17 protein-coding genes and 1 tRNA gene are annotated in these 21782 nt (G+C 68.5%); 9 read left to right on the forward strand and 9 right to left on the reverse strand.

The features are described from left to right. Positions 1-62: 62 nt before the first annotated feature. Positions 63-1376 carry a PQQ-dependent sugar dehydrogenase gene (locus tag EPA99_RS06380; protein ID WP_129470337.1) on the reverse strand — a complete coding sequence of 438 codons (1314 nt, stop codon included), beginning with the start codon at positions 1374-1376 and terminating at the stop codon, positions 63-65. Beyond that, positions 1373-1789 (reverse strand): hypothetical protein, encoded by a 417-nt coding sequence (locus EPA99_RS06385; protein ID WP_129470338.1) that lies wholly within the window; start codon positions 1787-1789, stop codon positions 1373-1375. Before EPA99_RS06385 ends, EPA99_RS06380 begins: the two co-directional genes overlap by 4 nt. A gap of 141 nt (positions 1790-1930) precedes the next feature. Here EPA99_RS06385 and EPA99_RS06390 point away from each other — a divergent pair, with 141 nt between their 5' ends. Together EPA99_RS06390 and EPA99_RS06395 are read left to right on the forward strand one after the other, a co-directional pair. Then, positions 1931-2686 carry a sulfite exporter TauE/SafE family protein gene (locus EPA99_RS06390; protein ID WP_129470339.1) on the forward strand — a complete coding sequence of 252 codons (756 nt, stop codon included), beginning with the start codon at positions 1931-1933 and terminating at the stop codon, positions 2684-2686. 140 nt (positions 2687-2826) lie between these two features. Further along, positions 2827-2901 (forward strand) — tRNA-Val (locus EPA99_RS06395). Positions 2902-3259: 358 nt separating this feature from the next. On the opposite strand, the gene trhA is transcribed toward EPA99_RS06395, so the two are convergent. The 3 genes from trhA to EPA99_RS06410 all read right to left on the reverse strand — a co-directional run bounded on the left by trhA (position 3260) and on the right by EPA99_RS06410 (position 6248). Then, positions 3260-4024 carry a PAQR family membrane homeostasis protein TrhA gene (gene trhA, locus EPA99_RS06400; protein ID WP_164978575.1) on the reverse strand — a complete coding sequence of 255 codons (765 nt, stop codon included), beginning with the start codon at positions 4022-4024 and terminating at the stop codon, positions 3260-3262. A gap of 230 nt (positions 4025-4254) precedes the next feature. After that, on the reverse strand, positions 4255-5577 hold the full coding sequence (locus EPA99_RS06405) for a sensor histidine kinase (protein WP_129470341.1): 1323 nt from the start codon (positions 5575-5577) through the stop codon (positions 4255-4257). Continuing rightward, positions 5574-6248 carry a response regulator transcription factor gene (locus EPA99_RS06410; protein ID WP_129470342.1) on the reverse strand — a complete coding sequence of 225 codons (675 nt, stop codon included), beginning with the start codon at positions 6246-6248 and terminating at the stop codon, positions 5574-5576. The genes EPA99_RS06405 and EPA99_RS06410 overlap by 4 nt, the downstream gene beginning before the upstream one ends. A 519-nt stretch (positions 6249-6767) precedes the next feature. Here EPA99_RS06410 and EPA99_RS06415 point away from each other — a divergent pair. From EPA99_RS06415 to EPA99_RS06435, 5 genes are all read left to right on the forward strand, one after another. Continuing rightward, the gene (locus EPA99_RS06415) at positions 6768-7787 is read left to right on the forward strand and encodes an NADP-dependent oxidoreductase (protein WP_129470343.1); all 1020 of its coding nucleotides are present in this window, start codon (positions 6768-6770) and stop codon (positions 7785-7787) included. Positions 7788-8363: 576 nt separating this feature from the next. Further along, complete coding sequence (locus tag EPA99_RS06420) at positions 8364-9239, forward strand: hydroxypyruvate isomerase family protein (protein WP_129470344.1); 876 nt, start codon at positions 8364-8366, stop codon at positions 9237-9239. Between the two features lie 27 nt (positions 9240-9266). Continuing rightward, positions 9267-10952, forward strand: a complete 1686-nt coding sequence (locus EPA99_RS06425; RefSeq protein ID WP_129470345.1) for a GMC oxidoreductase — start codon at positions 9267-9269, stop codon at positions 10950-10952. Continuing rightward, positions 10952-11527 (forward strand): gluconate 2-dehydrogenase subunit 3 family protein, encoded by a 576-nt coding sequence (locus tag EPA99_RS06430; RefSeq protein ID WP_129470346.1) that lies wholly within the window; start codon positions 10952-10954, stop codon positions 11525-11527. Before EPA99_RS06425 ends, EPA99_RS06430 begins: the two co-directional genes overlap by 1 nt. Positions 11528-11568: 41 nt before the next feature. Next, positions 11569-12318 carry a 3-keto-disaccharide hydrolase gene (locus EPA99_RS06435; protein WP_425479167.1) on the forward strand — a complete coding sequence of 250 codons (750 nt, stop codon included), beginning with the start codon at positions 11569-11571 and terminating at the stop codon, positions 12316-12318. Positions 12319-12846: 528 nt separating this feature from the next. On the opposite strand, the gene EPA99_RS06440 is transcribed toward EPA99_RS06435, so the two are convergent. From EPA99_RS06440 to EPA99_RS06455, 4 genes are read right to left on the reverse strand one after another with little or no spacing between them, the layout of a single operon-like run. Further along, the gene (locus EPA99_RS06440; RefSeq protein WP_129470347.1) at positions 12847-13692 is read right to left on the reverse strand and encodes a sugar phosphate isomerase/epimerase family protein; all 846 of its coding nucleotides are present in this window, start codon (positions 13690-13692) and stop codon (positions 12847-12849) included. 58 nt (positions 13693-13750) lie between these two features. Then, the gene (locus EPA99_RS06445; protein WP_129470348.1) at positions 13751-14887 is read right to left on the reverse strand and encodes a Gfo/Idh/MocA family protein; all 1137 of its coding nucleotides are present in this window, start codon (positions 14885-14887) and stop codon (positions 13751-13753) included. 11 nt (positions 14888-14898) lie between these two features. Next, complete coding sequence (locus EPA99_RS06450) at positions 14899-16116, reverse strand: nucleoside permease (RefSeq protein ID WP_129470349.1); 1218 nt, start codon at positions 16114-16116, stop codon at positions 14899-14901. Positions 16117-16149: 33 nt separating this feature from the next. Beyond that, positions 16150-17202: a sugar phosphate isomerase/epimerase family protein gene (locus tag EPA99_RS06455; protein WP_129470350.1), complete on the reverse strand. Its 1053-nt coding sequence runs from the start codon at positions 17200-17202 to the stop codon at positions 16150-16152. A 93-nt stretch (positions 17203-17295) separates the two neighbouring features. Here EPA99_RS06455 and EPA99_RS06460 point away from each other — a divergent pair, with 93 nt between their 5' ends. After that, the gene (locus EPA99_RS06460) at positions 17296-18309 is read left to right on the forward strand and encodes a LacI family DNA-binding transcriptional regulator (protein WP_129470351.1); all 1014 of its coding nucleotides are present in this window, start codon (positions 17296-17298) and stop codon (positions 18307-18309) included. A gap of 623 nt (positions 18310-18932) precedes the next feature. Further along, positions 18933-21782 (forward strand): serine/threonine-protein kinase, encoded by a 2850-nt coding sequence (locus tag EPA99_RS06465; protein WP_164978576.1) that lies wholly within the window; start codon positions 18933-18935, stop codon positions 21780-21782.

Raw genomic sequence — 21782 nt, forward strand, 5'->3', positions numbered from 1 at the left:
CGCCCCACCAGCTGACGCGGACCCGGCCATCCCAGGCACAGGCCCGCTACACGCGATGCCGCCTATTTGGCCGCGGCCCGCTCCGGCGTCACCCGCCACAAGGTGTTGGACAGATCGTCGGCCACCAGCAGCGCGCCGCGCGGATCGACCGTCACGCCCACCGGGCGCCCCCTGGTCATGCCGTCATCGCCGTAGAAACCGGTGACGAAGTCGATCGGGTCGCCCGCCGGCTTGCCGTCGCGGAAGGGCACGAACACCACCTTGTAGCCCACCGGCGGATTGCGGTTCCAGCTGCCGTGCTCGCCCACGAATGCGCCGTTGGCGAATTTTTCGCCAATGCTGGCCTGCGAGAACGCCAGGCCCAGCGCGGCCACGTGCGACCCCAGCGCGTAGTCCGGGGTGATCGCCGAGGCGACCTTGTCCGGGTCCTGCGGCATCACGCGCCGGTCCACGTGTTTGCCCCAATAGCTGTAGGGCCAGCCGTAGAAGCCGCCTTCGCGCACGGAGGTCAGGTAATCCGGCACCAGGTTCGGGCCGATCTCGTCGCGCTCGTTGACCACCGACCACAGCGTGCCGGTGCCGGGCTGGACGGCCAGGGCGGTGGGATTGCGCAGCCCGCTGGCGTAGGTGCGGTGCGCACCGGTGGCCGCGTCGATATGCCACACCTGCGCCCGGTCCACCTCGGCGGCCATGCCGCGCTCGGTGATGTTGCTGTTGGAGCCGATGCCCACGTACAGGTAACGGCCATCGGCGCTGGCCGCCAGGGCCTTGGTCCAGTGGTGGTTGATGGCCGACGGCAGGTCGGTGACCTTGACCGGCGCGCCGCTCGCCTTGGTCTGGCCCTGGCGATAATCGAAGCGCACCAGCGCATCCTGGTTGGCCACGTACAGCGCATCGCCGATCAGGGCCAGGCCATAGGGCGCATTGAGCTTGTCGGCGAACACCGACCTGAGCTCATAGGTGCCATCGCCGTCGGCATCGCGCAGCAGCGTCAGGCGATTGCCGCTCTTGGACCCGGGCGTGTTGCCCTGGGCCTTGATTTTGCTGGCGATCACATCCTTGGGCTTGAGCGCCGGCGCACTGCCGCCGCGCCCTTCGGCCACCAGGATGTCGCCATTGGGCAGCACCAGCGACTGGCGCGGGATGCCCAGGTCGGTGGCGATGGCGCTGATGCGATAGCCGGCCGGAACCACCGGCGTGCGGTCGCCCCAGGCTTGAGGCTTGGCGATGGTCATGTCCGGCATGAGCCCCCGCGCAGGCTTGGGCAGCTCGGGCGTGGCGCCGCGTTGGTTCAGCTCGGGTGCCTTGCCGCTGCAGGCCGCCAGGGACGCCGCAAGGACGGAGACCGCCAACACACAGGAGGTCCGGGACTTCATCGTGCACCTCCGTCACGCAGGCTGGAAAAGCCGGCCCAGGTGGCCAGCAGCGCAAGAAACAAGGCCGCGGCGGACCACACCAACGCACCAGGCATGATCGCCCAGGCATCGCGCGCATGGTGCAGCGAGCCCAGCAGTCCTACGCACCAGGTCACCACCAGCGCCACCACGTAGAACACCGCGCGGCTGCCACGGGCCAGCCCGACCAGCGCGCACAGCAGCGCCAGCGTGGTCACCACCATGGCCCCTGCCAGCAGCCATGCGGCGAAATTGGCCCACTGGATCTCATGGCTGCTCCAGTACGCGTAGTCGCTGAGCAGGGTGCCCAGATACAGGGGCCAGAGTCCCCCGAGCACCGCGGCATGGAATGGATGGATGACCCAGACGCGGGTCGTGGGTGAAGTTGCGTGCATGGCATGCGGCTCGACGGCAGAAGTCTCACGATGCTGCCACTGCGACGTATGCGCACCGTGAGGGTGAGCCGCGACGACGCGGGCGGACGCAGGTCATCGTTATGCTGGCGACCCTTCGTTGTGCACAGTCGTGGAGTGAGTTTGGATTCGGTCTATCTGGTGGTCGCCCTTGGCGCGGTGGTGGCGGGTTTCGTGCAAGGGCTGTCGGGCTTCGCCTTCGGCCTGACCGCCATGTCGTTCTGGGCCTGGACGCTTGAGCCGCGCCTGGCCGCCACGCTGTCAGTGTTCGGCGCGCTGATTGGGCAGCTCATTGCCGCGGTCAGCGTGCGCCGTGGCTTCAACCTCAAGCTGCTACTGCCCTTCGTGCTGGGCGGATTGGCCGGCGTGCCGCTGGGCGTGTGGCTCTTGCCGCAGTTGGACCTGCACTGGTTCAAGGCCATCCTCGGCGGATTGCTGGTCCTGTGGTGCCCGCTGATGCTGGCCTCGCGGCACCTGCCGCGGCTGACTGCCGGCGGGCGCATCGCCGATGGCATGGTGGGCATGGCGGGCGGCGTGCTCGGCGGCATCGGCGGCTTCACCGGCACCCTGCCGACGCTGTGGTGCACCTTGCGCGGCTACCAGAAGGACACCCAGCGCGCGGTGATCCAGAACTTCAACCTGTCCATGCTGCTGGTCACCATGGGCACCTACCTGGCCACCGGTCTGGTCACCCGCCAGGTGCTGCCGCTGCTGGCCATCGTCGCCCCGGCGATGCTGCTGCCCACCCTGCTCGGCGCGCGCCTCTACGCCGGCATCAGCGAGGCCCGGTTCCGCCAGCTGGTGCTGGGCCTGCTCACCGCCTCGGGCATTGCCCTGCTGGCCTCCGCGCTGCCGAACCTGCTGCAGCGAGCGGCCTGAAACCTCGGGCCACGCAGCGCCGGCCGAGCGTCCCGACGGCCATCAGCGCCCCGGGCGTGAGCCCCCGATGAAAAATGTTTGACCCGCCGCGCGAGCGCCATTACTATTTGCGGCCCCGATCGGCCCACACGCCAATCGACGGGCGGTTAGCTCAGCGGTAGAGCATTGCCTTCACACGGCAAGGGTCACAGGTTCGATCCCTGTACCGCCCACCATGGATTCGACGAAAGGCCACCTTTGCAGGTGGCTTTTTTGTTGGGCGCTCGATGATCCATTCTGGCCATGCGAGCCCTCGTTGCATGACCTGCCATCACACTAACGGGCTGTCCCGCATCCGCTCAGTGCGGCAAGACCGCGCGCCCCACCTGCCAGCAATGCCGGAAAAGCGGTGACAAGTGGCAGCGGCAAAAGGACCAACTTGAAAAACCTGGCTTCGCCAAAGTGGGCCCAACTCGAAAGCCTGTGGGAGCGGCTTCAGCCGCGAAGAGGCTTTACCGAGAAAGCCTCTTCGCGGCTGAAGCCGCTCCCACGAATAAGCCCGCACTAAGGTCCCTCAATCATCAGCGCCGCGCGCTATGGCCCACCGACCAGCGACGCCACCGCGGCGAAGTGGAAGGCGCCGCCGACGACCACGAAGCCGTGCCAGAGCGCGTGCATCCAGGGGCGCTCGGAGCGCAGGTAAAACGGTGTGCCCAGGGTGTAGGCCACGCCGCCCAGGGCCAGCCACAGCAGCGTGGTGCCGGTGAAATGGTCGATCAGCGGGCCGGTGGCGATGATCACCAGCCAGCCCATGGCGATGTAGATGCCGACCGAACTCCTGTTCCGGCGTGGCGCCGCGCGCAGCTTCAGCGCGGTGCCGATCAGCGCCGCGGGCCAGACGATGGCCAGCAGCAGCGCGCCCCACCCGCCCCCGAGTTCCACGGCGAACGGGGTGTAGGTTGCGGCGATCAGCAGATAGATGGCGCTATGGTCCAGCCGGCGCAGCAAGGCCTTGCGCGCGGCGAGTCGACTGCCGTGGTACAGCGCCGAGCACACGTAGGTCATGACCAGCGCAAGCACGAAAACGGCGATGGCGATCGTCAATACCGGCGGCACGCTGGCCGCGCTGTCGATGACCAGGCGCCAGCCCAACACGGCGAACATCAGCGCGCCGATGGCGTGGATGATGACGTTCGCACGCTCGCCATCGGGAATGGCGCGCATCGGCCGCATCAGCTGCAGGCTGGCTGCCCTCGCGCTGCGCACGTTCCATGCGGCTTCGGTCAGGCCGTGCGAGCGGCCGCGCCCGACCTGGTGGGTTACTGAGGACGATGAGGCAGTGGGTTGGGAGTCGCGCATGGGCAGGACGATCCTTGTGAGGCGGCAGGGCCGGATCGCCCTGCAAGGCGCCGACGGTGGATCGGTGGTGCGCGTCATGCGAAGACCCCCAAAACGCACGCACGGGTTCGCACCTGACTGGGTCAGCACCGCGTCCGCGGAGGGGCAGTTCGCCGATCCGCGCAACGCCAGGGACAACCACCGACTGGCGCAGCTTGGCTCGGCAACATTGCGTCAACCTTGTCCGGCCGTCATGGCCCCTGGCCCAGCTCCACGCGCACCAGCGCGCCACCGGTGGCGCCGTCGAGCAGGCTGATGCGACCGCCGTGCCGCTCCACGACCTGCTGCACCAGGTTCAGGCCCAGGCCTGCGCCGGTGCTGCGCGGGCGCAGGCGCTGGAAGGGTTCGAACACGCGCGCGCGATCCTCCTCGGGGATACCCGGGCCATCGTCCTCGACCTCCAGGCTCGTCCCGTCCACCCGCACGACGATCCGCCGCGCGCCGTGCTCTGCGGCGTTCTGCACCAGGTTGGACAGCACGCGCTCGATCGCCCCGGCATCGCCAAGCACGGTGCCCGGGCGTGCGACCACCACCTCCACCGACTTGCGCGCCGCGATCAGCAGGGGCGCTAGGTCGGCCACCACGCGCCGGGCCAGCGCGCCCAGCTCGAGCGTCTCCATGCGCTCGGCGTGCTCCATGCGGTGCAGGTCCAGCAACTGCTCGGCCAGCGTGGCCAGCCGCGCCACATCGGCCGACAGCGCCCGCGCCGTGGCATCGTCGGTCACGTCGATCCTGGCGCGCAGGATGGCGATGGGCGTGCGTAGCTCATGGGCGGCCGAGGCGATGAAACGACGCTGGCGCTCGTAGCCTTCGTCCAGCCGTGCCAGGGCGTGGTTGACCGCACGCACCAGGGGCGCGATCTCCTTGGGGACTTCCGACTCGGTCAGCCGCAGGCCGCGCTGATTGATATCGATGCGATCGGCCTCGCCGGCGATGTGGGCTACGCCTGCCATGGAGCGCCGCACGATCAGCGTGGTCAGCACGATCGTGACCACCGCCAGCAGCACGAAGATGGGAAGCATCAACACGTTCGCGGCGATCACCAGCACCATCGTGACCGCCGTCAGCTTGCCGTGTCCGAGCACGGTGAGTTCGCCCGCCGGTCCGGTCTCGCGACGCACCACCACCGACAGGCCCTGCTCGGCCACCCGACCGCGCAGATCCCCATGGGCAAGGCGATGCAGGCGCCCGCGCATCGAGTCGAACTCGGAAGGCACCCGACCGAAGGACACCGAACGCCCACGCGCGTCCTCGGCCACGAACCACGCGGTGGGCGTCTGGCCGCGCGCTTCGGCCAGCTCCGGCGTCATGCGCACCGCCAGGCCGCCGTCCTGCGTACGCACCACCGCATCGGCGGCCACCTTGGCGAAGCTCTCATCGGTGAACTGTCCGCCGCTGTCGGCACGCACCAGCAGCGTCAGCGGTACGAAGAACGCCACCAGCAAGGCCAGCAGGTGGTAGATCAGCAGTTGCCGGATCAGGCGCCACTTCAGCGACGCCTGGCCGCGGCTCACTTGGCCTCCCGCAGCAGGTAGCCGACACCGCGGATGGTGTGGATCTCCACCCCCGTGTCCGCGTCGGCCAGCTTGCGTCGCAGGCGCGAGACGTGCGAATCCAGCGTGTTGGACTGGATCTCATCGTCGAATCCGTACACCGCCTGTTCCAGCGACTCGCGCAGCACGGTGCGCCCGGCCCGGCGGATCAGCGCGGCCAGCACGCGCAGCTCACGGCGCGGCAGATCCAGGCGCTCGCCGTGGACACTGGCCTCCTCCGAATCCAGGTCGAACACCAGCCGGCCCAGCGCAACCTGTTCCTGTCGCAGGTCCGTCGGCCGCCGGCGCACGGCGCGGATGCGCGCCAGCATCTCCTCCAGGTCGAAGGGCTTGGCCAGGTAGTCGTCCGCCCCTTCGTCCAGGCCCTCGATGCGATCGGACAACTCACCACGGGCGCTGAGCACGATCACCGGCACGCCCGGATTGCGCTCACGGATGGCGGGGATCAGGCGCAGGCCATCACCATCGGGCAAGGTACGATCCAGCAGCACCAGGTCATGGGTTCCGCCGTGCGCGGCCTGCCGCGCCAGCGCAGCCGTCCCGGCGTGATCGACCACATAACGCTGCCGCTCCAGGCTGCCGCGCACGGCGCTGGCCAGTTCGATCTCGTCTTCCACCAGGAGGATGCGCATGGATGTTCCTTGAGTCGTGCCGTCGTCGCCCGGCATGGTAGGCAGGCGTGGGCGCGGGCCGGATGAGGGCCTGTCCGCCTGCCACCGGCCAGGCGCCGCCAGGGGGCGTGGCAACAAACCACCGCAACATTGCCGCAACATGGCGTGCACCAGCCGCGACGCGCGTAATGAGCGCAACCCATGAATCCTGAGCACATGCCATTGGCCGGGATCGCGTGCAGTCGTCAGTGTGCGGATGCGTCCCTTGCATAGGGTGGACAACGCGCAGCTTGTCCACCCAGTCGCCCGCTGCGGTTGTGCGCAGGACGCCCTCGCGCCTTGTCGTCATGGGACGGCCTGCGCTGTCGGCCGCGTGCGAGGAGCGCACGCGTGGTCGGAAACTCCGCTCCCTCGCGGCCGGAGTTGTTCTCGGTCCTGCAGTGAGCAGGCAGGCTGGCGATCACGGCTTTCGCGTCCGCCGAACCTGCCTGCTCGCATGATCAGGTCCATTCGCCCTTACACTTTTCGGAGATCCCCCACATGTCCGATGTACGCAACACCCGCATCGTCCTGGCCTCGCGACCGCAGGGTGCGCCCGTGCCCGAGAACTTCCGGCTGGAGCAAGTGCCGCTGCCGGCACCCGGGCCCGACGAGGTGCTGGTCCGCAACCGGTACCTGTCGTTGGACCCGTACATGCGTGGGCGCATGGACGACCGGCGCTCGTATGCCCCGCCGGTGGCGCTGGATGAGGTAATGGAAGGCCGCACCGTGTCCGAGGTGGTGCGCTCCCACGCGCCGGGCTTCAAGCCCGGCGACCTGGTCCTGGCCAGCGGCGGCTGGCAGACCCATGCGGTGCTGCCTGCGGAGCAGTTGACGCGTCGCCTGGACCCCTCCGGCCCGCCGTTGAGTACCGCGCTGGGCGTGTTCGGCATGCCGGGCTTCACCGCCTACGCCGGGCTGCACGAGATCGGCAAGCCGCAGCGCGGCGAGACCTTGGTCGTCGCGGCGGCCAGCGGCCCGGTCGGCGCCACCGTCGGCCAGCTCGCCAAGATGCACGGCGCGCGTGCGGTCGGGATCGCCGGTGGCCCGCGCAAATGCGCCTACCTGGAAGAGATCGGCTTCGACGTCGCCCTGGATCACCGCGCGCCGGATTTCGCCGAGCGACTGGCTGAGGCCACGCCTGATGGCATCGACGTGTACTTCGAGAATGTCGGCGGCAAGGTGTTCGATGCGGTGCTGCCGCGGCTGAATGATTTCGCCCGCATCCCTGTCTGCGGAACCATTGCCACCTACAACGCGCGCGATGAGGCTTTCCCGGGCCCTGACCGGCTGCCTGCATTGATGGGGCAGATCCTGCGGCAGCGCCTGACCTTCCGTGGCTTCATCCAGCGCGACTTCATCGCGCTGTTCCCGCAGTTCGAGCGCGAGATGACGCGCTGGCTGGCGGAAGGCCGCATCAAGTATCTGGAGGATGTCGTCGAAGGGCTGGAGCAGGCGCCAAAGGCCTTCATCGGCCTGCTGCAGGGGCACAATTTCGGCAAGCTGCTGGTCCAGCTCTGATCGCCTAGCCCGCAGAACGCGGCGGCGGCCAGGGACGGCCTGCCCTTCCACGCCGCCCGCCCACGCGTCGATCGCGATCGGCGCGGCCAAGGCAGCTGCGCTCACTGGTTGGTCTACCTGGTCACACAGCACCACTGTCGCGCGTTCAGCTACACATGCGCATGGCCGGCCGCCAACCTGCTTGGCATATCATCGACGGCGCTGTCTGCCACTAAAAATTTGAAGTTCGAGCGCGCACGTGTCCATGCTGCCCTGCAGCACAGACTTTAGACGCAAGGGCCTTGCAAACCCTGGCATGGCTGTTATCGTGCAATCGATTGCATGAAACGATTTAACCTGTGGAACCTGGTTGGGAGGCCAGCGGAAACGTGGCCATTGTCCTGCACACCCGCAACGCGCGCTTTCCACCATCGCCTCGATGGGTTCCAGCGTGATCTCTCCTCGTCCTGAAAGCCCGCACGCAGCAGCGATTCGCGCCGGGCGACACGCCGCGCGCGCGGCGGCTTCAACTGGCCTGGAAGCACACACACCCGTACCAGTGCACGCGGTCGGCACAGGCCGCCAGCAGGTGGGCGCATGAGCGCGCGCTTCAGTCGTCGCGATGCGCTGCGCGCCACCCTGGCCGGTGGCGTCGCCCTGGCCGCCCCTGGCGTACTGGCTGCGCAGTCGAACGCGCCCTCGTCGCCGCTCAAGGCGCCATACAAGCATTCGGTGGCGCGCTGGACCTTCCCCAAGCTCTCGGTCGAGCAGCTGTGCGTGGCGGTCAAGGGCATCGGCTTTTCCGCCATCGATCTGGTCGGCCCGCAGGACTGGGCGACGCTGAAGGCCCATGGCGTGGACAGCTCGATGTGCAACGGCGCGGAGATCAGCCTGGAACAGGGATTTGCCGGGCGCGAGTTCCACGATGCGCTGGTGGAACGCTACACCCGCCACATCGACCTGGTGGCCGATGCCGGTTATCGCAACCTGATCTGCTTTTCCGGCAACCGCAACGGCATGGATCCGCAGGATGGACTGCGCAACGCCGAAGCCGGTCTGAAGCGGATCCTGGGCCATGCGGAAAAGCGCGGCGTGGTGCTGGCCATGGAGCTGCTGAACTCCAAGGTCAATCACCCGGACTATCTGTGCGACCACAGCGACTGGGGCATCGCGCTGTGCAAGCGCCTGGGTTCGGCGCATTTCGGCCTGCTATACGACATCTACCACATGCAGGTGATGGAGGGCGACATCATCGCCAACATCCGCAAGCACCATGATTACTACGTGCACTACCACACCGCGGGCGTGCCCGGTCGCCATGAGATCGGCGACGACCAGGAACTGAATTATCCGGCGATCTGCCGCGCGATCGGCCAGACCGGCTTCACCGGCTACCTGGCTCAGGAGTTCATCCCGACCGCCCCCGATCCGCTCGCCTCGCTGCGCGATGCGGTCCGTCTTTGCGACATCTAGAACATATCCACCGAGGGAACACACCCCATGGCAGACAACCACTACGACGCCATCGTCGTCGGCTCAGGCATCAGCGGCGGATGGGCCGCCAAGGAACTGACCGAGAAGGGCCTGAAGGTCCTGATGCTCGAGCGCGGTCGCAACATCGAGCACATCAAGGACTACGTTAATGCGATGAAGGAGGCCTGGGATTTCCCGCATCGCAACGTGCCCACGCAGCAGATGATCGCCGACCACCCGGTGCTCAAGCGCGACTACCCGCTGGCGGAAAACACCAACGGCATGTGGGCCGATGAGAAGGACTGCCCCTACACCGAGACCAAGCGTTTCGACTGGTTCCGCGGCTACCACGTGGGCGGGCGTTCGATTATGTGGGGCCGGCAGAGCTATCGCCTGTCCGACATCGACTTCAACGCCAACAAGAAGGAAGGCATCGCCACCGACTGGCCGATCCGCTATGCCGACATCTCGCCCTGGTACGACCATGTCGAGCGTTTCGCCGGCATCTCCGGCACGCGCGAGGGCCTGGAGGTGCTGCCCGATGGCCAGTTCCTGCCGCCGATCCCGCTGAACATCGTCGAGAAGGACGTGGCCGCGCGCATCAAGGCGGCCTTTGGCGGCACCCGCCACATGATCCACTCGCGCTCGGCCAACATCACCGAGCCCAAGGTCGAGCAGGGCCGCACCAACTGCCAGTACCGCAACAAGTGCATCCTGGGTTGTCCGTTCGGCGCCTACTTCTCCACGCAGTCGGCCACCCTGCCGGCGGCGATGAAGACCGGCAACCTGACCCTGCGCCCGTTCTCCATCGTCAAGGAAGTGCTCTACGACAAGGACCGCAAGCGCGCCCGCGGCGTGGAGATCATCGACGCCGAGAACGGCCAGACCTATACCTTCACCGCCAAGGTGATCTTCCTCAACGCCTCGGCGTTCAACTCCACCTGGGTGCTGATGAATTCGGCCACCGACGTGTGGGACGGCGGGCTGGGTTCGTCCTCGGGCGAGCTGGGCCACAACGTCATGGACCACCACTTCCGCATCGGCGCCTCGGGCGAGGTGGACGGCTACGACGACAAGTACTACTTCGGCCGTCGTCCCTGCGGCTTCTACATCCCGCGCTTCCGTAACGTCGGTGCCGACAAGCGGCCCTACACGCGTGGCTTCGGCTACCAGGGCTCGGCCAGCCGCAGCGGCTGGTCGCGCGACATCGCCGAGCTGAACATCGGCGCGGACCTGAAGGACGCCCTGACCACCCCGGGCGACTGGAGCATCGGCATGACCGCCTTCGGCGAGATGCTGCCCTACCACGACAACACCATCAGCCTGGACAGGAACAAGAAGGACAAGTGGGGCCTGCCGGTGCTGGCCATGGACGTGTCGCTGCGCGAGAACGAGTTCGCCATGCGCAAGGACATGGGCGTGGACGCGGCCGAGATGCTGGAAGCGGCCGGGGTGAAGAACGTCAAGACCTACGAGAGCGATTACGCACCGGGCATGGGCATCCACGAGATGGGCACCGCGCGCATGGGCCGCGACCGCAAGAGCTCGGTGCTGAACATGCACAACCAGGTGTGGGACGCACCCAACGTGTACGTAACCGACGGTGCCTGCATGACCTCGGCCGCGTGCGTGAACCCTTCACTGACCTACATGGCCCTGACCGCGCGCGCGGCCGACCATGCCGTGCGCGAACTCAAGGCGGGGAATCTCTGATGGAACGTCGCGAACTGTTGAAGATGATCGCCGCCGCCACTGGCGCGGCGCTGGTCGGAAATCCGTCGCTGCTCTTCGCGCAGGCCCAGCTGCCGGTGCCCGGGGCGAACAACAGCTTCTCCCCCACCGAGGTGGCCAAGCTGGATGAGATCGCCGAGGTCATCCTGCCCAAGACCAGCACGCCGGGGGCCAAGGACGCAGGTGTCGGCTTGTTCATGGCCCAGTACGTCACCGACTGCTGCACCAAGGAGCAGCAGGACATCTTCCGTGCGGGCCTGGCCGACATCGACAAGCGCAGCAAGGGGAGCTTTGTGGCCCTCAAGCCCGCCGCGCGCGGCGACCTGCTGCGCACCCTGGATGCCGAAGCCAAGACCGTGGCGATGAAGAACAAGGCCGGCGCCGCAGACAAGCAAACCCCACCGCATTACTTCACCATGATGAAGCAGCTGGTGCTCTTCAGCTTCTTCACCTCCGAGGTGGGCGCCACCCAGGTGCTGCGCTACGAGGCCGTCCCCGGCCGCTACGACGGCGACATGCCCTACGAAAAGGGCACGCCGGCCTGGGCGACCGGCTGATGGACCGCGCTCGCCCTGCCCTGACGCTGTCGCAATGGTCGATGCGCACGCCCATCGCGATGGTGGGCCTGCTGCTGGCCGCGCCTACGCTTGGCCTGGCGCAGAGCGCGCAGCAGCGCGAGGCCGCCAAGACCGAGGTCTGGAAGCCGGTGCCCGCCGTCGTGGCCACGCCGGAACATGCCGCCCCTTCCGATGCCACCGTGCTCTTCGATGGCAAGGGCCTGGACGCCTGGGAATCGGAGTCCGGCGGCAAGGCGCCCTGGTCGGTCGCCGATGGCGTGCTGACCGTGTTGCCAGGCAGCAAGGGCATCCGCACGAAGAAGAATTTCTGCGATCTGCAGCTGCACGTGGAGTGGCGCAGCCCGGCCGACACCAATGGTGTCTCCGGCCAGAACCGCGGCAACAGCGGGATCTTCCTGCAGGACCGCTACGAACTGCAGGTCCTGGACAGCCACGACAACCCGACCTACGCCAACGGCCAGGCCGCCTCGATCTACAAGCAGGCGATCCCGGCGGTCAATGCCTCGCGCCCGCCGGGCGTGTGGCAGAGCTACGACGTCATCTGGAAGGCGCCGCGTTTCTCTGAAGGCGGTGGCCTGCGCTCGCCGGCCCGCATCACCGTGCTGCACAACGGCGTGCTGGTGCAGGACGACACCGTGCTGGCCGGCAAGACCGAGTACATCGGTGCCCCCTCCTACAGCGCGCACGGCTGCGCGCCGATCGCGCTGCAGGATCACGACTCCAAGGTCAGCTTCCGCAACATCTGGGTGCGTGAACTGCCAAGCCGCTGAGCCGATGGGAGCGGCTTGTTGAGCGCAGCCGCTCTGGATCAGCCGCGAGGGGGTTTCCCAGGCAATGCCCCTTCGCGGCTGAAGCCGCTACCACAAGTGCAGCCCCTCCCACGGGTCCCGCTGCTTCCGGCTCGAGGGTGATGGAGACTGAAGCGTAGGGCGGATCGCGATCCGCCATCGCGCAGGGTCCGTGCCCATTACGCCCATCGCTGCACCACAGCCTCACGCCAGCCACATTGGTTGAGGAAAATCCAGGATCGTGGCAGCGGATCAACATCCGCCCTCCTCGTTTTCTGTGGGAGCGAATCGAGATGGCCTCGGGCCGTCAGCTGCGGAGTTGTTTTTGTGGGAGCGACTTCAGCCGCGAAGGGGCTTTCCCGGGCAAGCCCCTTCGCGGCTGAAGCCGCTTCCACAATTGGAGCTCCCACACGTGCAGCTTCCGCAACTGATGCTCCCACGAGGCACAGCACCAACAAAAAGGCGGCGCCCCAGGGCGTCGCCTTTTTCACCATCTTCTGCGGCGGCGCCTCAGCGCTTGGCCTGGGCCGGCAGATGCGCCTTGAGATAGGTCGCGCCAGTCTTGATCACCGCGGCCGGGTCCTTGGGCTGGTCGTGCTCGATGATGTACCACTTCACGCCGGCCTTGGACGCCGCCGGCAGGATCGCGTCCCACTTCAGCACGCCGGTGCCCAGTGCGGCAAAGCCACCCTCGTCCATCGCCTGGCCCTTGGGCGCATTGTCCTTGGCGTGGACCGCGAACAGCCGGCCCTTGAACTTGCCCACGAACACCGCCGGGTCGTAGCCGGCGCGCGCCACCCAGGCCAGGTCCAGCTCGGTCTTCAACGCCGGGCCGGCGGCGGCGAACAGCAGCTCCAGGCCGGTCTTGCCGTTGTAGTCCACCAGCTCGAAGTCGTGGTTGTGGTAGGCCAGGGTCATGCCCTGGGCCTGCAGCTTCCTGGCGATCTGCCCCAGCTCCTTGCCGAAGGCGGTCCAACCGGCCGCGTCCTTGGGACGATCGCTTTCCTGCAGGTAGGGCACCACCAGCACGCTGTTGCCGATGGCCTTGTTGAAGGCCACCACGGTGTCCAGATCCTTGCGCAGGTCGGCCAGCTGCGCGTGGGTGGAGATGGCCTTGATCTGGTACTTGTCCAGCAGGCCCTTGAGCTCCGGCGCCGACACGTTCTGCGTGCCGACGGTCTCCACCGCGCTGACACCCGCGTCCTGCACGGCCTTCAGCTGATCCTCCAGCGTGGGCAGGCTGCGCAGGGTGTACATCTGCACCGCGATCGGCTGCGCCGGCGCCTTGCCCTGCTGGGCCAGGCCCGGGAAGGCGGCGCAGCACAGCAGCGCGGCGGCGGCGAGTTTGCGTGGCATGTTGAATGTCATGGTGTTCCTCCCAGAGTCGATGACAAGATGAAGCGTTGGATCTGAATCACGGCTGCGCCGCGTCGATGCGGGTCCAGGCACGCGAACGCGCCGAGGCGATCACCCGGTCTACGATCTGTGCCGAGCGCAGGCCATCGTCGAACGTGGGCAGCCCTTCCGGACGCTGCCCGTCGATGGCCTGGTAGGTGTCGGCGACGAAGGACTCGAAGCACTGTGCATAGCCCTGGGCATGACCGGCCGGCAGGGTCGAGAGCCGGCGCTGCTCAGCGCTGCCGGCGCCGGGACCGCGATAGAAGGTCACTTCGCGCTGGTCCGGATAGCCCATCCACAGGCGCTCGCTGTCTTCCTGGTCGAAGGCCACGCTGGCCTTGCCGCCATCGATCTCGAACCACAGGCGGTTGCGGCGGCCAGCCGAAACCTGGCTGACCGTCAGCGAGGCCAGGGTGCCGCCGCTGGTCTTGAACATCGCCGCGGCCACGTCCTCGCTGGACACGGCCTGCACCTCACCGCCCGCGGCCGGAGTGGCGAAACTCTTGCCGGCGGCCACCGCGCGCTCGGCGATCACCGTCTCGAACGCGGCGCTGACATCGACGAAGCGCTCACCGCTCACCCACTCCACCAGGTCGCACCAGTGCGAGCCGATGTCGGCGAACACGCGCGAGGTGCCGCCCAGCTTGGGGTCCACGCGCCAGTTGTTGCTGGCCGGGTCCAGCAGCCAGTCCTGCAGGTAGCTGCCGTGGATCAGGCGCAGCGGGCCCAGCTCGCCCTGCGCAATGCGCGCACGCGCCTCGCGCACCACGGGGTGGTAGCGATAGACGAACGGCACCGTGGCCACCAGCCCGGTGGAGGCGGCCAAGGCGGCCAGCGCCTGGGCATCCTCCAGCGTGGTCGCCAGCGGCTTTTCGCAGATCACGTGCTTGCCCGCTTCCAGCGCCGCCTGGGCCATGGCCCGATGCAGGTGGTTGGGCGTGCACACGTGCACCACCTGCACCTGCGGATCGGCCACGACCTCGGCGATATCGGCATAGGCCTTGGGCACGCCCCAGTCCTGCGCGGCTTCTTCCGCACGTGCCGGCGAGGACGCCATGACGCCACGGATCGACGCGCCGGCCAACAGCGCGGCGCGACGGTGCACCGCGCCGATCATGCCGGTGCCGAGAATGGCGATGCCGGGCTTGCTCATCTTTCAGGTCCTCAATGCGAAGGCGCGACCGCAGCCGAGGCCGGCTTGTCGCGGAACAGGAACAGGAAGGCCACCAGCACCACCAGCGCAACGCCCGCGGGGAACAGCCAGATGTGCTGCCAGTCGCGGCCGGCGGCGGTGGTGTAGTGCTCCACCACCGCACCGGACAGGAAGCTGCCGATCAGCATGCCCACGCCATAGGTGGCCAGGGTGATGAAGCCCTGCGCGCTGCTGCGCGCGGCCGGGCCGGCATGCGCATCGGTGTAGATCTGGCCGGTGACGAAGAAGAAGTCGTAGCAGATGCCGTGCAGCACGATGCCACCGACCAGCAGCGCGAAGCCGGCACCGGCATCGCCGTAGGCGAACAAGGCATAGCGCAGCACCCAGGCGGCCATGCCCAGGGCCAGCATCGCCTTAACGCCCAGCCGCGCGAACAGGAACGGCATGGCCAGCATCAACAGCACTTCGGACACCTGCCCCAGCGACTGCAGGCCAGCCGCGCCGCGCACGCCCAGGTCGTTGAGATAGGGGTTGGTGAAGTTGTAGTAGAACGACAGCGGGATGCAGATGGCGATGGAAGCCAGGAAGAACACCAGGTAGGAGCGCGACTTCAGCAGACGCAGCGCGTCCAGGCCCAGGATCTGGCCGAGCGAGGCATTGCGGGCGCGTTCCAGCGGCGGGGTATGCGGCAGGGTGAAGGCGTACAGGCCCAGCAGCAGCGAGGCGCCCGCGGCCATGCGGAAGGTCAGCTCCAGGCGATGGGACTGCTCCCAGCCCAGCCAGCCGATCAGCACGCCGGCGATGATCCAGCCCACGCTGCCAGCCACGCGCACCGGCGGGAACTGCTTCTCCGGCACCTGCATGTGGCGCATGGCGATGCTGTTGGCCAGGGCCAGGGTGGGCATGAACAGCAGCATGTAGCCCATCACGCAGGCGGCGAAGGTGTCGAAGGTGGTGGCCACCGAAGCGCCCCACATCAGCACCGCGCCCAGGATGTGCAGCACCGCCAGGATGCGCTGGGCGGCGAAGTAGCGGTCGGCGATCAGCCCCACCAGGAACGGCGCGACAATGGCGCCGATGGACTGGCTGAGGAAGGCGGTGGCGACCTGGCTGGCACTGGCCTGCAACGGGCCCTGCACCAGGTACGTGCCCAGGGTGACGAACCACGCGCCCCAGATGAAGAACTGCAGAAACATCATCGCGCCCAGGCGCGACATGGTGGACGTCATGACTTCCCCTCCCAGGTCAGTAACAGGTGTGAATCAGATCCCGAGCATCTTGCGCAGCGATTCGCTGCTGGCACCGCTGTCGGCGAAATCGTCGAAGGCGTGTTCGGTGACGCGGATCAGGTGGTCGCGGATGAAGGCCGCGCCCTCGCGCGCGCCGTCCTCCGGATGCTTCAGGCAGCACTCCCACTCCAGCACCGCCCAGCCCGGGAAATCGTACTGGGCGAACTTGGAGAAGATCGCCTTGAAATCGATCTGGCCATCGCCCAGCGAGCGGAAGCGACCCGGCCGGTCGATCCAGTTCTCGTAGCCGCCGTAGACGCCGCTGCGCGCGCTGGGGCGGTACTCGGCATCCTTGACATGGAAGATGCCGATCCGTGCGTGGTAGCGGTCGATGAAGCCCAGGTAGTCCATCTGCTGCAGCAGCAGGTGGCTGGGGTCGTAGAGGATCTTGGCGCGCGGGTGGTGGTCCACCACGTCCAGGAAGCGTTCGAAGGTCGCCCCGTCGTGCAGGTCCTCGCCCGGGTGGATCTCGTAGCACAGGTCCACGCCGCATTCGTCGAACACATCCAGGATCGGGCGCCAGCGGCGGCCGAGTTCGGCGAAGGCCTCTTCCACCAGCCCCGGCGGACGCTGCGGCCAGGGATACATGTAGGGCCAGGCCAGCGCGCCGGAAAAACTCGCATGCGCGGTCAGCCCCAGGCGCTGACTGGCCTTGGCCGCCAGCTTGACCTGCTCCACCGCCCAGGCTTGCCGCGCGGCCGGGTTGCCGCGCTTGTCCTGCGGCGCGAAGCCGTCGAACAAGCTGTCGTAGGCCGGGTGCACGGCCACCAGCTGGCCTTGCAGATGCGTGGACAGCTCGGTGATCTGGATGCCGTGGCCGGCCAGCATGCCGGCGATGTCGTCGCAGTAGGCCTGGCTCTCGGCGGCCTTGGCCAGATCGAACAGATGCGGCGCGCTGGTGGGCACTTGTACGCCAGAATAGCCCAGCCCCGCGGCCCACTCGGCCAAGGTGTCCAACCGGTTGAAAGGAGGCTTGTCACCAATGAACTGCGCCAGGAACAGCGCCGGGCCCTTGAGTGTTTTCACGCCGAACCGCCTAGATGCAATCGATTGCACGATCCTAGCATGGCTTGGTGCGTACACTCGTTGTGCGCCGCATCGGCGAAGGCAGGATTGACCATGCCCACCATCTATGACATTGCAAAGCGCGCCGGTGTCTCCGCGGGCACGGTGTCCCGCGCCCTGTCGCGCCCGGAGAAGGTGCTGCCCACCACGCGCGCGCGCATCGAGCAGGCGGCCGCCACTCTGGGCTATGTCCCCAACGCCGCCGCGCGCACGCTCAAGACCCAGCGCACCGGCAAGATCCTGGTCACCGTGCCGGATATCGCCAACCCCTTCTTCGCGCAGATCCTGCAAGGCGCCGAGGAAGCGGCGCAGGCGGCGGACTATGCGGTGCTGCTGGGCGACACCCAGCACCAGCCCGAGCGCGAGGAGCGCTATGCGCAGATGCTCCGCCGCAACGAGGCCGATGGCTTGATCGTGCTCGGCCATCGCCTGCCGCCCACCGCACGCGAGATCGTCACCCGGCTCGGCGCCGCCGCGCCGGTGGTCAACGGCTGCGAATTCGACCCATCGCTGGGCATCCCCAGCGTGCACATCGACAACGCCAGCGCGGCGCGCGCGGCAATGACGCACCTGTACGCGCTGGGCCACGAGCGCATCGCCGTCATCGGCGGCCCGGCCGAGAACCCGCTGCACCAGCAGCGGCTGGAAGGCGCGCGCGCCGCGGCCCGCGCGCACGGCCGTCTGCGGCAGCTGCTGTTACTGCCTGGCGACTTCTCGGTCGAGTCCGGCCATGCGGCGGGCATGCGGCTGATCGGCCAGCCCGCGGCGCCGACGGCGGCGTTCTGTTTCAGCGACCAGATGGCGCTGGGCTGTCTTGCCGCCTGCCGCGAATCGGGCATCGGTGTTCCGCAGGATTTTTCCATCGTCGGCTTCGACGACCTGCCCTCCTCGCGCTATCTGACCCCGCCGCTGACCAGCGTGGCCCAGCCCATGCGCGAGATCGGCATCCGTGCCGTGCAGCTGGTCCTGGCGCTGATCGAGAACACCCAGGTGCCGCACCAGCAGACACTGGACTTCAGGCTGATGCTGCGCGCGTCCACTGCTGCGCCGCCTTCGGCTTCGGTGTGAGGACGTCGCACATCAGCTTGAGTCTCCCGCGCACACAGGCATCTGCGCGCGCGGCGTTAACACCCAATGCCGGGCGTCGCTATCTCATCGCGATGCGGAGCTCCCTTGTGGGAGCGGCTTCAGCCGCGAAGGGGCGTTACCGGTAAAGCCCCTTCGCGGCTGAAGCCGCTCCCACAAGATGCTTTCGCGATCACAGGCGCGTAGCGCGTAGGGCGGATCGTGATCCGCCAAAGCACGAAGTCCGTAACGATGACGCCAGCTTGCGCGACAACCCCAAAGCCGGAGCCCACGCCTGCCGAAAGGTCCAGCAGCGCATTGGCGAGATCCGCCCCACTCGCTCGGGAAGCCTCATCGCCGATGAATCGGCTGCCACGAGGAAGAACGGTCGCGCGGGAGCGCTGACGCCGTGCCGCTCCTTCGAAGCGCGTGGGAGCCGATTCATCGGCGAAGCATTTGCCTTCAGGCCGACGGCGGCAACGGCATGGATCGTCCTGCACCCGCCACCTGCGCCCGCCACCTGCATCGCCGTCTCGCACGCGTCGGCATCGGGCTCCGCCCTCGTCGTCCGGCCGGTCTGTGCCGCTATGCTCGTCAACGGCAGGGGACGGGCCTGGAACCTTTCGATGACGCAGACCGATGCGCACGGCGTGCATGCGCTGCTGGAGCAGTTGCTGGCCCTGCCGCCGACGCAGCGCCAGGCTGCGCTGACGCGCGCCTGCGAGGGCCAGCCCGAGCTGCGCGAGCGCCTGCAGCGGCTGCTGGCGCTGGCCGAGGGCGGCGACGGCTTCCTGGACCGCTCCCCCTTCGACCACAGCGCCTCGCCCACGGCCGATGCTGAAGCGCCCGGGCGCGTGGTCGGGCCGTATCGGCTGCTGCGCTGGCTGGGCGCGGGCGGCATGGCCCAGGTCTGGCTGGCCGAACGCATCGCCGGGGGCTTCCGACAGCAGGTGGCGATCAAGCTGATCGCGCAGGTGCCCGACCCGGTGCAAGGGCGCCTGTCGGCCGAGCGCGACATCCTGGCCTCGCTGGTGCATCCGGGCATCGCCCGCCTCTACGACGGCGGCGTGACCGACGAGGGCCTGGCCTGGATGGCCATGGAGTACGTGCAGGGCCAGGACCTGGCCAGCTGGTGCCAGTCACGTGGCAGCGGCGTGGCCGAGCGCCTGGGCCTGTTCCTGCAGGTCTGCGATGCCGTGGCCTACGCGCATACCCGACTGGTCGTGCACCGCGACATCAAGCCGGCCAACATCCTGGTCACCGACGACGGCCAGGCGCGCCTGCTGGATTTCGGCCTGGCACGCCTGCTTGATGATGCGCCAGGCGGCGGAGCGGCCGCGGCCAGCACGCGCACCCTGCAGCTGTCCCCTTCCTATGCCGCGCCCGAGCAGCTCGACGGTGGCCTGGTCGGCACCGCCACCGATGTCTACGCCCTGGGCGTGACCCTGTACGAACTGCTCGCCGGCAGGCTGCCCTGGGCGCTGGAGGGCAGCGCGCTGGCCACCGCGGTGCGGCGCCTGGCCGCGGCCGAGCCGCCGCCGCCCAGCCGTGTCGTCGCCGCCGATGGCCCGGTGCCCGCGCGCGCGCTGCGCGGCGACCTGGACGCCATCGTCGCCCGCGCGATGCGCCCGGCACCCGAGCAGCGCTACCCGGACGCGCGCGCCCTGGCCGAGGACATCCGCCGCCACCTGGAGCACCGCCCGGTGCTGGCCCGCGCCGGCGCGCGCAGCTACCAGCTGCGGCGCTACGTGCGCCGGCACTGGCGCGGCCTGGCCCTGGTCGGGGTCGCCTTCCTGGCGCTGGGCATCGGCCTGGTGACGCTGGCCTGGCAGGAACGCCGCGCCCAGCGCGAGGCGCAGCGCGCCGCGGCGATGCAGGGCTTCATGGTGGACCTGTTCCGCACCAACAGCAGCCGCCAGGCCGACCCGGTGCGCGCACGCCAGACCACCGCACGCGAGCTGCTGGACATCGGCGCGGCGCGCATCCAGACCGAGCTGGACCAGGCGCCGGAGAACAAGCTGGCGCTGCTTCGCCTGTTTGCCAACCTCTACGACGAGTTCGCGCTGAGCGGCGAGCAGTTGCCGATCCGCCAGCAGGCCGTGGCCCTGAGCCGCCAGCTGCATGGGTCTGACTCGCTGGAGCTTGCCAACGACCTGATCGCCCAGGCGCGCATCACCATCGACGACCACGCCCAGGCCGAAGCCCTGTTGGCCGAAGCGCGCGCCATCCTGGACCGGCGCGGTGATCGACATTCGATCCTGCGCGGGCGCCTGCTGGTGGCCTCGGCCACCAACAACTACACCCGCGATTTGAACCGCACCCTGGCCGATGCCAGCCAGGCGGTGACGATCCTGTCGGCGTATCCGCCCTCTTCCGAGCTGGCCCGCGCGCTGCAGCTGCAAGGCGTGGCCACGGCCTACAGCGGCAAGACCGCCGAGGCCGTGGCGCCGCTGCGGCGCTCGGTGCAGGTCTCGATCCAGGCCGATGGTGACCCCAACCCGTCCCTGGCCGGTTACTACATCCAGCTGGGCGAGACCGAGAGTTACGCTTACGAACACGCCGCCGCCGCGGCCGACCTGCGCCGTGGCATCCAGCGCGCGCAGGCCTCCACCGCGGAGAACGACTTCGCCCTGGTGCGTGCACGCGCCACGCTGGCCGTGGCGCTGGTCAATGCCGACCGTGCCCGCGAAGGCCTGGCCGAGGCCGAACGCGTGCGGGCCGCCGCGCCGAAAGCGAGCGACAACCCGGAAGCGCAGTTCCTGCTGATCCAGGCCCTGACCACCAGCAGCCGGGCCAAGGTCCGCGCCGGCGATCCGGCCAGCGCCCTGGTCGATGCGCAACAGGCCGTGCACCGGGCACGCACGGCCGATCCGGGCGGCAGCGTGCTGACCACCGCCCTGCAGCGCCAGGCCGAGGCACTGGTGGAACTGGGCCGGGCGAACGACGCCCGGCAGGTGCTGGACGAATGCGACCGCCTGATGCAGGCGCTCGGCAGCGCCGGTCCCAACGACTTCAACATGCTGCTGCGCGTGCGCGCGCTGCTGGCGCAAGGCCAGGTGGAACAAGCCCAGGCCGGGTACGCGCGTTTGAAGCCAATCGAGGGCGATGGCCCCAAGGCGCAGACGCGCCGCCTGCAGCGCGCCCTGGCCGAGGCCGAGCTGGCGCTGGCCGGCGGCCATGCCGCCGATGCCGCCCGCCGCGCCCAGGCCGCGGTCGAAGCGGCGCGCGCCAGCGCGCTGGCGCCCTACCTGCGCTCGACGATCGCCGATGCCCTGCTGATCGAAGGCCGCGCTGCCCTGGCCCTGGGCGATGCCGACGGCGCCGCGCGCCTGCTGGAGGCCTCGCTGGCGCTGCGCCGCGAGCTGGACCTGCCGCAGAGCCCGCGCATCGTCCAGACGCAGCAGGCGCTTGCGCAGGCGCGCCGCGCCCCGCAGGCTGCGGGCATCAAGGCCGGACGCACGGCGGGGCGGAGATGA

It is taken from the genome of Pseudoxanthomonas composti (assembly GCF_004122095.1).
Taxonomy (GTDB): domain Bacteria; phylum Pseudomonadota; class Gammaproteobacteria; order Xanthomonadales; family Xanthomonadaceae; genus Pseudoxanthomonas_A; species Pseudoxanthomonas_A composti.

Coding starts and splice junctions, on each gene's coding strand:
- EPA99_RS06380 (WP_129470337.1), bottom strand. CDS start 1,376: ATGAAGTCCCGGACCTCCTGTGTGTTGGCGGTCTCCGTCCTTGCGGCG.
- EPA99_RS06385 (WP_129470338.1), bottom strand. CDS start 1,789: ATGCACGCAACTTCACCCACGACCCGCGTCTGGGTCATCCATCCATTC.
- trhA (WP_164978575.1), bottom strand. CDS start 4,024: ATGCGCGACTCCCAACCCACTGCCTCATCGTCCTCAGTAACCCACCAG.
- EPA99_RS06410 (WP_129470342.1), bottom strand. CDS start 6,248: ATGCGCATCCTCCTGGTGGAAGACGAGATCGAACTGGCCAGCGCCGTG.
- EPA99_RS06415 (WP_129470343.1), top strand. CDS start 6,768: ATGTCCGATGTACGCAACACCCGCATCGTCCTGGCCTCGCGACCGCAG.
- EPA99_RS06420 (WP_129470344.1), top strand. CDS start 8,364: ATGAGCGCGCGCTTCAGTCGTCGCGATGCGCTGCGCGCCACCCTGGCC.
- EPA99_RS06425 (WP_129470345.1), top strand. CDS start 9,267: ATGGCAGACAACCACTACGACGCCATCGTCGTCGGCTCAGGCATCAGC.
- EPA99_RS06430 (WP_129470346.1), top strand. CDS start 10,952: ATGGAACGTCGCGAACTGTTGAAGATGATCGCCGCCGCCACTGGCGCG.
- EPA99_RS06435 (WP_425479167.1), top strand. CDS start 11,569: ATGCGCACGCCCATCGCGATGGTGGGCCTGCTGCTGGCCGCGCCTACG.
- EPA99_RS06440 (WP_129470347.1), bottom strand. CDS start 13,692: ATGCCACGCAAACTCGCCGCCGCCGCGCTGCTGTGCTGCGCCGCCTTC.
- EPA99_RS06445 (WP_129470348.1), bottom strand. CDS start 14,887: ATGAGCAAGCCCGGCATCGCCATTCTCGGCACCGGCATGATCGGCGCG.
- EPA99_RS06450 (WP_129470349.1), bottom strand. CDS start 16,116: ATGACGTCCACCATGTCGCGCCTGGGCGCGATGATGTTTCTGCAGTTC.
- EPA99_RS06460 (WP_129470351.1), top strand. CDS start 17,296: ATGCCCACCATCTATGACATTGCAAAGCGCGCCGGTGTCTCCGCGGGC.
- EPA99_RS06465 (WP_164978576.1), top strand. CDS start 18,933: ATGACGCAGACCGATGCGCACGGCGTGCATGCGCTGCTGGAGCAGTTG.